General features: G+C 54.6%; 10 protein-coding genes and 1 pseudogene. 2 read left to right on the top strand and 9 right to left on the bottom strand.

What is annotated here, in order from left to right:
• The first annotated feature begins 139 nt into the window (after positions 1–139).
• Together ACM6JQ_RS14960 and ACM6JQ_RS14955 are read left to right on the top strand one after the other, a co-directional pair.
• Positions 140–958, top strand: coding sequence for a VanW family protein (locus ACM6JQ_RS14960; protein ID WP_414894096.1), 819 nt, complete (start codon positions 140–142; stop codon positions 956–958).
• Between the two features lie 51 nt (positions 959–1,009).
• The gene (locus tag ACM6JQ_RS14955; RefSeq protein ID WP_414894095.1) at positions 1,010–1,984 is read left to right on the top strand and encodes a tetratricopeptide repeat protein; all 975 of its coding nucleotides are present in this window, start codon (positions 1,010–1,012) and stop codon (positions 1,982–1,984) included.
• A 70-nt stretch (positions 1,985–2,054) separates the two neighbouring features.
• Here ACM6JQ_RS14955 and ACM6JQ_RS14950 read toward each other — a convergent pair whose 3' ends face one another.
• The 9 genes and pseudogenes from ACM6JQ_RS14950 to tssI all read right to left on the bottom strand — a co-directional run bounded on the left by ACM6JQ_RS14950 (position 2,055) and on the right by tssI (position 13,080).
• Positions 2,055–3,080 carry a hypothetical protein gene (locus tag ACM6JQ_RS14950; protein WP_007919497.1) on the bottom strand — a complete coding sequence of 342 codons (1,026 nt, stop codon included), beginning with the start codon at positions 3,078–3,080 and terminating at the stop codon, positions 2,055–2,057.
• A gap of 124 nt (positions 3,081–3,204) precedes the next feature.
• The gene (locus ACM6JQ_RS14945; RefSeq protein ID WP_414894094.1) at positions 3,205–3,579 is read right to left on the bottom strand and encodes an SMI1/KNR4 family protein; all 375 of its coding nucleotides are present in this window, start codon (positions 3,577–3,579) and stop codon (positions 3,205–3,207) included.
• Between the two features lie 235 nt (positions 3,580–3,814).
• Positions 3,815–4,102, bottom strand: a complete 288-nt coding sequence (locus ACM6JQ_RS14940; RefSeq protein ID WP_081498759.1) for a barstar family protein — start codon at positions 4,100–4,102, stop codon at positions 3,815–3,817.
• Between the two features lie 6 nt (positions 4,103–4,108).
• Positions 4,109–4,375 (bottom strand): annotated as a pseudogene (locus ACM6JQ_RS14935) (hypothetical protein); the annotation flags it as partial.
• 257 nt (positions 4,376–4,632) lie between these two features.
• Positions 4,633–4,944 (bottom strand): hypothetical protein, encoded by a 312-nt coding sequence (locus ACM6JQ_RS14930; protein ID WP_414894093.1) that lies wholly within the window; start codon positions 4,942–4,944, stop codon positions 4,633–4,635.
• A 140-nt stretch (positions 4,945–5,084) separates the two neighbouring features.
• Complete coding sequence (locus tag ACM6JQ_RS14925; protein WP_007919503.1) at positions 5,085–5,504, bottom strand: HEAT repeat domain-containing protein; 420 nt, start codon at positions 5,502–5,504, stop codon at positions 5,085–5,087.
• Positions 5,505–5,517: 13 nt separating this feature from the next.
• Positions 5,518–10,311 (bottom strand): RHS repeat-associated core domain-containing protein, encoded by a 4,794-nt coding sequence (locus ACM6JQ_RS14920; protein ID WP_414894092.1) that lies wholly within the window; start codon positions 10,309–10,311, stop codon positions 5,518–5,520.
• Positions 10,311–11,048 carry a DUF4123 domain-containing protein gene (locus tag ACM6JQ_RS14915; protein ID WP_414894091.1) on the bottom strand — a complete coding sequence of 246 codons (738 nt, stop codon included), beginning with the start codon at positions 11,046–11,048 and terminating at the stop codon, positions 10,311–10,313. The genes ACM6JQ_RS14920 and ACM6JQ_RS14915 overlap by 1 nt, the downstream gene beginning before the upstream one ends.
• Entirely contained in the window at positions 11,038–13,080 is a 2,043-nt protein-coding gene (tssI, locus tag ACM6JQ_RS14910; protein WP_414894090.1) for a type VI secretion system tip protein TssI/VgrG, read from the bottom strand. Before tssI ends, ACM6JQ_RS14915 begins: the two co-directional genes overlap by 11 nt.
• Positions 13,081–13,116 lie beyond the last annotated feature (36 nt).

Below are 13,116 nucleotides of genomic sequence, written 5' to 3'. Positions count from 1 at the left end.
GCGGATGTGACGGTAGATGTATGCCGAAGGGAGACCGCTGGTCTTATGAAATGCATGGGGTGCTGCCGGTCATTACCGGATAAAATGCGCGCCCCTCTCACGGTTCAAGGAAGAAACGGCGCACGCCGTTGTGTCACGGATGAAACCACTCTCCCTCTACCACCCGGCCTTGTACTGGCTGCGCGTGTGGCAAAAAAGACTGTTCCGCCAGATTGCCTGGCGCTGTTCCAGCAAACGCTACGCACGCCCCGTCGCCACGGCCGAGCGCATGCCATATCGCTACCTCAAACACACCTCGAAACTCATCCGCAAACTCGGCGACTCCGACCTCGCTCTGCAACACAACAAAGTCATCAACCTCAAACTCGCCATCGCCGCCATTGACGGCGTCATCATCGCCCCCGGCGAACACTTCTCCTTCTGCCGCCTCGTCGGCCGTCCGACGTTGAAGCGCGGCTACGTTGAAGGCATGGAACTGTCCTTCGGCGAGGCACGACGCGGGGTAGGCGGTGGCATATGCCAACTGAGCAACCTGATCCACTGGATGGCCATTCATTCACCGCTGGTGGTGGTCGAGCGCTCCAACCACAGCTTCGACCCGTTTCCGGATGAGGGGCGGGTACTGCCGTTCGGGTCAGGGGCAGCGATTTTCTATAACTACGTTGATCTGGTGCTGCATAACCCGACGGATCGGAGCTTTCAGTTGAAGCTGAACGTGGGCGAGACACAACTTGAAGGGGAGTTGTTGTGTGATCGGGTGAGGGAGTATCGGTATCACGTATTCCAGGAGGCGCATCGGTTTGTGCGGGAGGGCGCGCGGGTGTATCGGGAGAATGAGATTTGGCGAGAGGTGCGGGAGAAGGGGCAGGTTGGGGAATTGGTGGAGAGGGTGAGGCTGTATCGGAATCGGGTGGTGGTTAAGTACGACGTGGACGAGCGGATGTTCGAAGCGAGCTAGTATTTTCCGCAAGGTTTTCGTTGGATTTTTTAAGCCACAAGGAAGTAACAAATGATCAAGCGTTTCAAAATTGTCGGTACGGCGGGCACGGCACTTTTTTCAATGTTCATCGCCTGTAATACGTGGGCACAAGCGCCGCGTGATTACTACGACGGCATGAAGGCAGGGAAGTGCGCGCCAAATTCTGAGCGGCTGCACGAACAAGCGGTCGCAGGTGATCTTGACGCGCAGACGCAGTTTGGCAAAGCCATTCAAGAGAACCTCTGCGGGGTGGTTGAGCAGTGGTCACCGGGCATGCCGGAAGTGTGGTTTCGCAAAGCTGCGGAGCAAGGTAATGCTGAAGCGCAAGTCGGATTGGCTGAGGAACTTCGTTGGGATCGAAGCGTTGAGGGTGAAGACGCAAGTGTTTACTGGGATTTGAAAGCTGCGGAACAAGGTAACGCCAAAGCCCAGTTCAGTTTGGCGCAGATATACCATCGCGGTGGCCGATCGATCAAAAATCTCAAGGACATGGACAAAGCATTAGCGTACTACCACCAATCCGCCGAAGGTGGGTATCCCTCAGCCTACATGCTGCTGGCAAGCCTCTATGAGAAGGGTGACGGAGTTACACAGGACGATGTCGTTGCCGCTCAGTGGTATCGCAAACTGGCTGAAACCGGTGACGATTACGGACAGCTGAACCTCGCGGAGATGATTGCCGCAGGACGAGGTGTGGACAAGGATGAAGCGCTGGCATTTTCCTGGTTTGGCAAGTCGGCCGCGCTCGGCAATAAGTACGCGCAGTATGAAATGGCGCAAATGCTTGAACAGGGGCGAGGCACCGTAAAAAACCAACGTGAAGCAGCCAAGCTTTACCGCAAGTCTGCGGATGCCGATTTTGGCAACGCGCAGTTGGCGCTTGGGAAAATGTACGCGCAAGGACGTGGCGGTTTGCCAAAAAGCAAATCCAAGGCCGAGTACTGGATGCTCAAAGCAATTGATCGTGGTGCTCCGGGAGCTAAAGAAGAGCTGCAAAAGCTTTGATTTAAACGGGGAGAATATATTGATTTAAAAGAGGGCGATCATGGGGTCGCCCTTTTTTTATTTGGATAAATCAGACTTCTTGTCGCCAAGCAGAGAGTGTGATCACTGTGCCTTCGTCTTTTCTATTACTGATTTCAATCTTGTAGGTTCCGCCACCAATATAGCCTTCAACGAGTGCCTTTCTCTGGTTGCCGCTGATTTCGGCATCCTTCGCATGCTGCTGATAGAAGTCGATGACGTCTGCGTACTCTGTAAAAGTCCGGAGAATGACTTCGAACTCATGTCGTGGACGGCCGGCTATTTTGTCCCAATCACCTTCAATCGGCGTGCCCTCCATCCCCGGCGTCGTGAAAACACCGTGGGCGCCAGCACCTATCAGGTGAGCCCGCTGCGGAAGCATCGCCAGCATGGCTTTGGGAAAGTCGGAAGGTAACTGTGCCGCTGTCCACGCTCCCTGTTCCGGTTTGGTTGCAGCGTATTCAACGCTGGCAATTTTCTGCGCGTTGGCTCGGCGTTCCGGATCATCACTTTCCGCCCATATCGCCATCATCGGAGGCAGTTGTTTACTCCAGCCGATCAAAGATTCGGCATCAGCTTGTTTAGCGCCTTGCGGTTGGAAAATGGTCAGCACGGTTTGCGGGGCATCATTACAGGTCAAAGCTTCCTCACGCGACTTGACCGTGCAGTGGCCATTGACCAGCCCGACAGCGACCAACTGGCCCTTGTCGTTAAGCAACAATGCGCCGCGCTCAAACCCATTGTTGCCATCATCCATGGCAGTAATCATTTTGCTGCCGGCAGGCACACCGTCCGCAAACGTCGACATTTCCGAATCAAGCGCTTCCAGAACTTGCTGCACAATCATTGTGTTGTCGTTGGTATAGCTACCGGTCTGATAGCCAAAAAAATCAACCAGTGCAGAGCGCACCGCGGGATCCTGATTGAGCTTTGGCGCGCGTTCTGCGGCGGGTTCGTTTGAAAGTAACAGGGCAGTGGTGCCGTCGGGGCGTTGTTCGGAGCGAAGGGACAGTGCATTCGCATTGAGGGAGAAGGTGAGGGCGAGGAGGATGGAAAATGGGCGATTCAGGCGTTTCAAGGCTACAGTCCTTTGATTGTTCAGTCCGGGGGAGTAGAGGTTAAACAACGAGATTTCTCAGGGGCTGCCTGCGGTTCTCTCGTTTTTTCTAAAGCAAATACCAGGCTTGTCGGGATTAAAGTTTTTAGTCCTCGTTGAGCCACTCGGCATTTTGCACCATGGCTTCTTCTAGCCACTTATCGAAGCTAGCGTAAGTGGCGTGAAGTTCCCAACCCTCTGACGCATAAGCATGAATTATCAACACATGGGGCTGCCCAGAAAAATCATCCCCATCAAAACATGCGATGTCATCATTCGCGTTGAATTTGGCAAATGGGATCAATGTGCGTTCTGGATAAAGCTGTTTGAGTGTTTTGTACCAGTTGTTGATTGTACCTTCGTTGTATACCAGCAGCCACCAAGGCTCGATGTCTGTTTCTGGTTCAATGGATGCAAAATGCAGGAAGTTTGTAGGGTATGGGTAGGCTGGTAGGCCTTCGATGTTAAGATGGATTTGCATAAGTAATTAATCAGGAGAAAACCAGGTTTAGAATGCGGAAAGATTGATGGCCGTTCGGGGTAGACCACCGTCAGACAAAATAAATCTGTCCCCTTTTTTGTATTGTCACTTTGTCTCTTGTGGTCCCCTTTTTACAGTGGGTTCCGTCGAAAGAATTAGAGGCTCTCTATGTTATTCAGGGACAGACCACTTTCAGACAAAATAAAACGTGGTCTGCTCCCCGTTTACAGCTTTACTATTTCAGTTGGTAACTAAATTTCTCATCCAGTCCAAAGTTTTCATCTTGAGTTTTGACTCGATCAAGAATAATTAATATTTTTCTATATGAGTCGCCCATTCGTTCTTCTGAATGTTTTGATTTTGTCCAAATTAATTCAATTGGGCGCTCTACATCGGTGCTGAGTAGATCCCAAAGCGCATTAAGATTATTTCCATAGTATTGAGTAACAGAAAAAGCAGACGCTATCCGCTTATGGAACTCTTGCTCAGATGAGATGGACAATCCATCAAGCTCAACTATCATTTTGATTTACTTCCACTTTCCAATAGGGGTAACAGTTTCGTAATGATCACTAGTTATGTAAAGGAGTCCGTCATCTGAGTAGAGTTGCCTGGTCCCCGGCTGATTGCTCCGCGACATCGTGTTATTGAGACCGACGTCAGCTTCATACCAGGTTCGGCCGGGGGCTGAAGGAAGTACGTTTGTATCGTTGTAAAAAACATCACCGCCTAGCTGCCCGCCAGGAACGCTATTGTTGACTGCTTTACCTTTTTTCCATCCGCTTTGTGTTGCCTGAGCTTTTGTAACTTAATTTGGGGGAAGATCACCAGTAATGGTACAGGGACAGATCACGTTAAATAGCGAGAAAGAGGAGAGTTTCCAAAGGGCAGATTATAGATGCAAAAAAAAGAAACCGTGGTCTGTCCGCCGTTTACGCATTGGTAGGCGTTGGCAGATTTCACATAGACACGATTGTTTTCCTGCTTGGATTACACCATCACTTCGATGCCAGTTGAGCCCTGCCTGCTGGTGTAATACCGAACTCGAGTTGGTCAAAACATTATTGTATCTACGTTGCCAATGTGTGCTGTTAATTTTTCACGGAAATCCGTTTCGCTGGTGAAGTTAGTGTTGTCAATCATGTTAAGGAACCAAGTCGCGTCTAAAGCTGTGAATATTTCAAGCCATTCTGGTCTTTTAGCTTTCGAATCAGGCATGTCGTTCGCGGCAAAGCCGTGGCCTTTGCCTTCGGATAAATAAAGATAGTTATCTGCGAAGGAGTAGCCTATAACCTTTGGCCAGTTTGAGCTATGCGGGAGGTTTGGCTCCATATCCTTGCTAGCAATCACATGAAAAGTTCTCATTTTTTTTCCGGAAGTACGTCGAGTTTGTAGAAGTTTACTTTTTGCCTATCTAGATGGAGTTGTTGTGCTCCGCCATCGCCATATTTTCCAGATTACCTTCAGAAAAAGAAAACGTGGTCTGTCCCCGATACAATTGGTATTTAATCATGGTTCTTGGTTTTTTTTAGTAGGCTTGCAAGCTCTGGATAAGAATCCACCTCTTCCGGTGGAAGTAGATCTATGATTTTTTGTATTTTCCCCGCGTATTCTTGTTCAATCGCTGCTTCTGTCCAGTCTAATTCCGATGCCGCAGCGATAGTTACCTCGGGAAAATTCGAGTCAAGGAGTGCTTTTAAAATCTCTATTGCATCATGAGATCGTAGTTCTCCGAGCGCAGCAGTACTTCGTTCTTGCCAATACTCCTCTTTTGAAAGAATAGTTTCTCGAAGAAGTTTCCAGTCTTCGGAGTCAAATTTTCGCAAAACCCCCTGGGCTACCTGCTCGGTAATGTACTCATTCCAATTCGAGTCTTCATTCTGGCCAAGCCAGTAATTGTATTCATCGTAAGTCTTGCTAGTCATTTTTTATCTCTACTTAGATCGGTGGTGACATAGGTGCGTCGCCCGCCGGGAATGAAGATGTCACGACGCCATTGTCTTTCAACACCTGCCACTGAACACCATCAACCGTTTTGGTGTGTAGAGTGGTCGTAACTCCGTCAACATCGCGCATGAGTACACCCGGTGTTGCGGCTACTTCATCCGTAACCCAAAGTATCTTATCGTTACTCCAAGTTTCCGGCGCTAGTGTGTGTTTCCCTCCTTTTTTGGCCGACATGCCGACGGTACCGTCTTTTCGTTCAAGAATCATTTTGAAATCTTCGACTTTTATCGTGCCGTCCGGGTTTTTCTGCAATACGGTCATCTGGTGCTTAGGGGACTTCAGTACTTCAGAGGAGTGTCCGCCAATTGGTTTATTACTGTTCGGACTACGTGTGCCGAACAGAATCTTGTCTTGCATCTGGGCGGGCAGTGCTCCAGCGTATGGGCGATTATATGGATCAGGTGGTGCTCGACCTTCGTCGTGTTCAGCCTTTTCCGAATCATCCGCCTTCTTACCTTTAGTTTCATCTCCAGGCGGGCAAGAATTCAACCCCAACGGATCCACCCACCCCGTAGGGTTCGGCACGTACTGGTAGCTATTCAACCCACCCGCAAGTTTGATCGGATCCGGCGTCAAAAACCGTCCAGTCCCCGGATTGTAGTAGCGGTGGCGGTTGTAATGTAACCCCGTCTCGGCATCGAAATACTGACCCTGGAACCGCAACGGGTTATCGATCTCGCTGACGTCCAGCGCAGCGAGATTACCGTAGGCTCGGTACTTCGCCGACCACATGATTTCACCGCTGTAGTCGGTGAGCTCCTGCGGTGTGCCGAGGTGGTCGAGTTGATAGTAAAACGGCGTAGCCTTGCGCGGGCCTTCGCCATCGAGCATCGCCAGTGGACGGAAGCTGCCCGGTTCGTAGATGTAGCTGCGATAGCGGTTTTCAGCGCTTTCTGCGATCAGGCGTTCACCTTGCCAGAGGAATTCGGTGGTGTGCCCGTCGACGGTTTTTTCGATACGGCGGCCAAAGGCGTCGTATTTGTAGCTCGCGATGCTTCCACCCGGCAGGCTGACACCGACGAGGCGGTGCTGACAGTCGTAGCGGTATTCGGTGACGAGTTTCTGGCCGGCGCCGCGACGCTCGCGAATCAGATTGCCGTAGGTGTCATAGTCGTAATGGCGGTCACCCTGCATCAGCAGGCGGTTGCCTTTGACGTTGGCGAGGTTTGCTGTGCCTTCATTGCTTTGGCCCAGCAGGTTGCCCGCCGGGTCATGGGCGAAGCTTTCCGGAGTAGCACCGCGCACGCTGACGAGTCGATCGAGCGGGTCGTAGTGGTAGCTGCGGTTGCCTTTGCGGCTGTCATCGATACCCGCGAGATTGCCATTGGCGTCGTAGTTATAACGACGCTGGAAGAGGCTCTTGTCTCGCTGGCCGACGGTGTGTGCTTGCAGGCGGCCTTGCTCGTCATACTGGTATTGGCTGAGCAACAAACCTTGCTGACGTTTTTGTTCGCGCCCAGCACTGAACTGGTGAGAGGTCAGGCGTGAGCCGTTGAGGTCGATGCTGCTCAGTTGCCCGCCGGGTTGGTGACGGTAATCGAGTTTGCTGCCGTCAGGGAGGCGGCAGTGTTTGAGCTGGCCGACGCTGTCGTATTCATAGCGCAGGGTGCCCCAGCCTTGGTGTTCTTCGATGAGGCGGTCTTGCAGGTCGTATTTGTAGGCGAGCGGCCAGTGGCCGTCGTCGACGTTAACGAGGCGACCGAGGGCGTCGTAGCTGTAATGGATTTCTTCGCCATCGGCCAGGGTTTTCACCAGCAGCCGGCCAGCAGCGTCGCGCTGATACTCAGTGACCAGTTCACTGCCATCGTCGCCGAACTCGGTTTTCTTCAGCAGTTGACCGTTGAGATCATACTCGTAAGCCGTACGACGACCGTCGAAACCGGTTTCCTGCTGGATCAGGCCGTTGGCGAAGTAATCGAGGCGGTATTGCTCGCCGCGCTCGTTTTCGATTTCAGTCAGCAGCAGACGCGAGTTGTCATAGCGATAGCGCAGTTGGCTGCCGTCCGGATTGATGCGGCGGCTGACCAGATGCAGGTTGTCGGCGTATTCGTACCGAGTGATGCGGCCGAGTTCATCGCGTTCAGCGGTGACATTACCGTAGGCGTTATAGGTAAACGCACGGGTTGCACCGCCCGGCAGTGTGACTTGGGCGAGGCGATTGGCTGCGTCCCACTGGTATTGGGTTATGGCGCCGGACTCTTCCTGGCGGGTGATCTGCCGACCCAGCGCGTCGTAGCGATACTTGCGCTGACCGCCATCGGGCAGGCGTTCTTCCAGCAACTGGCCGAGGTTGTTCCAGCCGAGTTGATGGCGACTGCCGTCCGGGTGGCGAATCTCCAGCAGACGGCCCTGAGGATCGTAGCTGTAGAGCGTGGCATTGCCGTCCGGATCGATTTGCCGGGTGATATCGCCCTGACGGTTGCGTTGGTACTTCCAACTGGCTTTTCCGCGATGAACATCACTGACGAAGCCGTTGATGTATTCGTACGTTGTGGCTTCGTCTTCCGGCGGGATGACGGCAGTCATCAAGCCGTTGTCGTCGTACCGGTATTCGGTGACGGCGCCCAACGGGTCCTTTTCCGCGATCAATTGGCCTTTGTCGTTGTAGGCCTTGAGATGCTCGGCACCGTCCGGGTCGATCTTGCTGATCAGTCGCGCCTGATCATCGTGGGTGTACACCTCCTCGCTGCCGTCGGCGTTAGTGACAGTCACGCTGCCTTTGTCATCCCAGGCGTAGTGCGCTTCCATCTGCGAGAAGTTGGCCCAGTGATGTGTGCAACGAGACAGTTTGCCTTCGTTCTCCCACTCCCAGTAGAAAGCAGCGCCGCCCGCCAGTTGCCGCTCGAGAATGACGTGCTGTTCGTTGTAGCGATAATGTTCGGCTTCACCGGCTGCGTTCTTCGCCTCGATCAGACGATGCTGGGTGTCATAGCAGTAGGTGACCAGCGTCTGCACCGTATTCCAGGCGTCTTCCAGATTGTCCGCGGGCAGGAACTGCTGATAGTCGACCGCGACAATGTGTTTGCGGTCGTAACGTAGAAGCAGGGCGCGACCGGCGCCATTGTCGAGGCGTTTGATACGACCATGGATATCGCGTGTGACGTGCAGTCGATTGCCATAGTTGTCGCTAATGGCGATCAGCGTGGCGCCTTTGCTGTTAAAGCGGAAGTGGTAGAACGATGGACGCTTGCCGGCTTGGGCTAGAACTAGTTCCGATGGGTCGTCACCGAGAAAAATGGCGGCTTTTGAAAGGCTGTTGGTGATCGCGGGACGTTGTTCACTCGGGAGCGGGAAGGGCGTTGCGCGGTTTTCGTGGTCGGTCCAGATGACTTCATCGCCATTGATATCAATACGATGAGCCAAGGCATGGCTCCAGCCATAACCCAGCCCGCAATCAATTTCCACGGCACTGGTTCTGTAGAGACGCGTCCACTCAAACGGCAGTAGCCCGTCGAGTTGACCGTCGGTCAGCGTCAACAACTCTTCACCGGTCACCATCGAAACCGGGCACCCGTTAGTGCAAGTCTCGGCGGCAGCCTCTGCACTTTTGTCGGCAGGTGTCTTCGCTTGCTTGGAAGCATCGTCAGCTATTTTGCCATCCGCGAGTTTCGCGTTTTTCTTCCCATCAAAACGCAACTCGGAAATTCCGTTTCTCACCTTGGCTGTCACACCCCGCGCCGCAACAGCGGTGTATTTCGCGACGTATTCCATAAAGCCATTGATGATCTTGAACAGCGACTTCACAAAACCGACGACGGCGTTGATGACAAGTTCACCGTATTTCTTCAGTCGGGCAGCGAGGTAGAGAACCCCGGTACCTTCAGCCGCAATGGTCAATACCACGCCGATGACGATGTCGATGGCGATACCGACGACCATTGCCGTGGTCATCTTCGCGATGTCGCCTGCCATCTTCATTGGCGGCAACCCTGCGAGCCAGATCACGGCGCTTCGTACCAGCAGGAACAATGCTGCTTCATCGCTGGCCAGTAACATGGCCTTTTTCATGACGTCCGGTGTGCTTTGGGCGATATCGATTAGCTTTTGTGCGCCAGCACCGAGATCATCTTTGAATTTTCCCGGGTCCTGTAGGATGTCGAGCACCTGATTGATGCCATCCCACACACCCTTGATGGCCTCCCAGCCACCTTCAAGAATGCCGGTACCAATCGCCATTGCAGTGCCCGAGGTGGAAAGGTTCGACCATTGCGGTTTGAAACCTGCCCATTCCTTACGCAGAAAACCTTCCAGGTCAGCTGTCACGCCGCTGTAAGAGCTGAACAGCGCATCGATCTGCGCTGGTGTTACTTCGTTATGAACGCGGATCTCGTAGAACTTGCCCGGGATGCCTCCGGTCCAGGAGGCTTTGCCTTGTGCGTCGAGTTTGACCTTGCTGACTGCACCACCTTCCACGGCCACGATTTCGACTTCGATATCGCCTACCGGAATGTCGTAAACCGACTCGAATTTACTCTCGATCAGCAACGGTCCCTTGAGCGGGCACTGAGCCACGTTCGAAGTGAAATTACCGTCGGTCATGCTCACCGCTTTGCTGGTGCCACCAACCTTGATCACTCGCTCCATACCTAGCAGGGAGGGCAAGTCAGCGGCTCGACTGGCCTTGTCGGCAGCCCGCGCATACCAGGTTTTGGTTTGTTCCTGATACAGCTTCAGACTGTCCTTGAAGGTGTTCAGTTGGTTGTCAACAAAGGCAACGCGATCCATCAGCCTTGCTCCAGAATCAGGTGATTTAACAGTGCTTCTTTAAGGTTTTTTGGTGCGTCCGGACGGCGCACGAAACGGCTGATCTTCAGCTTCAGGTTGTTCTCTGGCCAGGCGGTATAAATGTCTGGTCGGTCTTCTTCCAGCCACTGCATCAAGTTGTTGATCAGCGTCGTCGGATTTTCCTTGGCCAAGCCATCCAGTAACGGCTTCGGCACCTCCCACCACGGCCAATCCTTTACCTTCGGCACAACCCGCGTCCCAACCTCCAGCGACTGCCCATTAATCAGATACCGCTCAAACATCGGCAGCACTTCCCCAGCCTTCTCCCCCAACCCATGCAGAATCGGATAGATATGCCGCCCATCCCAAAACCGGAAAAACACCTCGGTCCCATCCGGCATCTTCACCTGCGTCAGGCTGCGCAGATGCTCGAACACTTCGTTCGGTTCCGAACGCGACACCGCCAGCCAGCCCCAATCGAGGGCATCGGTTTCAGCGATCCACGGCAGGAACGCCGAGTTCGGTTTGAGCTCGGTGACGTAGGGCATCACCGGTTGCCAGGTGGAGTAGGGCGTGCCGCCCCATATCGGCAGGAGCTGGGCGGTAGGCTCGGTCAGGTAGAGATTTTTCAGCGCGTCGGAATCACTCGCCGCACTAATAACCAGATACAAACGCTCGCCAGTCTGCAACGGCTGTTGCGCCAGCCAATCCTTGGGCGTAATTCGATCAGATGGCACAGGCACCTGCCTTGCATTTTTCGCATTCTTCGCAGAACGGCGCGTTACGTTTGAGGGTGTTGATCTGGGCCGGGGTCAGGACCTGGCCAGCCTTGTCGGCGTCGGCCTGTTTCAGGATGCCGGGCATCAGCGGGGCGGCGCCGGTGCCGCTGCCGGGGCTGCCGCCGGAGTTCATGTTGATCACCGGGCCGCTCAGGGTGACGCCGCCGGCGTCGATCTTGATGAAGCTGCCGCCGCCGATCAGAGTCAGCTCGCTGCCGGCTTCCATCACCACCTTCATGCCGCTGCTGAGGTGGATTTCCTGGCCGGCGTCGATGAACTGGCCAGTACCGATCTTGATGTGCTGATTGACGCCCACGGTCAGGTGGTCGTTAGCGCGGGTTTCGACTTTGCGGTCGGCGTAGACGGTGTGGTGTTCTTCGGCCTTGAATTCCGTGTAGCTGTTCTTTTCGACGGTGTCGTGGCGTTCGTTGCCGACGCGGATTTTCTGGTCGTGCTCGATGTTTTCGTCCCAGTCGCGCTGGGCGTGCAGGTAGATCTGCTCCTGACCTTTTTTGTCTTCGATGCGCAGTTCGTTGTAGCCGCCACCGCCCATTGAGCTGAGGGTCTTGAAGGTGCTGCGGGTCTTGTTCGCCGGCAGCTCATACGGGACGGTGTTTTCCTTGTGGTACAGGCAGCCGCTGATCAGCGGTTGATCGGGGTCGCCTTCAAGGAAGGTGACCAGCACTTCCATGCCGATACGCGGGATGGCGATGCCGCCGTACTGGGCGCCGGCCCAGGCGCTGGAGACGCGCAGCCAGCAACTGGTCTTGTCGTCGGCCTGGCCTTCGCGGTCCCAGTGGAACTGCACTTTGACACGGCCGTACTGGTCGCAATGGATCTCTTCGCCTTTCGGGCCGGTGACCACGGCGCTCTGGCTGCCGAGGATGCGCGGTTTCGGGTGGCGCAGGGGCGGGCGGTTCGGCACGTCCCACGGCGTGGCCTGGAAGCGGTTGCGGTAGCCCTGGTGAAAATCGTCTTTCAGCGCGGTGGTGTCGCTGGTCACCGACTCTTCGAGCACTTGCGGCTGCTTGCCTTCGTGGAGGACTTCGGTCAGCAACCAGAGGTCATTCCATTTGGCTTTCGGGTGCGCGGTCAGGGCGAGGAAGTGGCCGCTGACCAGCAACGGTTGATCACTCTTGCCTTCAGCCAACTGGAAGTCGCTGCGATGACGTTCGAGGGCGCGTTTGGCCAGGTGTTTGCCGCGCTCGCGGTCGACGAAGCGGCCCGGGTAGTCGTAATCTTCAAGGTCGGGCAGGGCGTCGCCACGGTTCTCGCTTTCGAGGGTGAGGCGCGGTTTTTCGAAGTCGTAATCGCGGCGGGTGGTGCGGCTGGTGCGGGTTTCCAGGCGCAGGTCGAAACGCTTGATCACCGGGTCGCTGGCGACCATGCCGGAGTCTTGCTGATAGGCCACAGGCTTGAGTTTCGGGAATACCGTCTGGTCATCGCCGAACACCAGTTTGTGCGCCGTCGCCGTGTGCTGGAAGTGGTAGTGAATACCTTCTTCCTCGCACAGGCGCTGGATGAAATGCAGGTCCGATTCATCGTACTGCACGCAGTAGATGCGCTCGGGATAGATCGAACCAGTCTTGAACTCGTAGGCGTTGCTTTGAATGCCGTGCTCTTCGAGGACCATGCCGATGATTTTCGGTACGGTGAGGTTCTGGAAGATGCGTTGGTTGACGCGATGCGCGAGGTAAGACAATTGCGGACGCAGGGTCACTGAATAACGGGTCAGGCGTTTGCCCGAGTCACCTTGCGCGGCGCGGTAGATCTGGCCGTGGATGCCGCTGCCGTCGGGCGACAGTTGCAGGAAGGCCGGTTTGTGCAACAGGGTTTCGAGGTCCAGCGACGGCTGCTCACTGACCAGCTCCACCTCGAAGACAAAAGGCTGGCTGATGGCTTCCCGACCGGTGAGGGTAAACACCTGGAAATCGGCGGAAAGACCTTCGATGGTCAGGGCAAAGTGGGTTTCATTGGCCGGCGCGAACATCCCTTGTTCCTCGTGCTGTACAGCGGCGTTCGTCGA

Origin of the sequence: Pseudomonas sp. IT-232MI5 (genome assembly GCF_949767845.1) — a bacterium.
In the GTDB taxonomy this organism is placed as follows: domain Bacteria; phylum Pseudomonadota; class Gammaproteobacteria; order Pseudomonadales; family Pseudomonadaceae; genus Aquipseudomonas.
The sequence above is the reverse complement of the archived record's forward strand: the minus strand, read 5'-3'. Positions and strand labels throughout refer to the sequence as shown.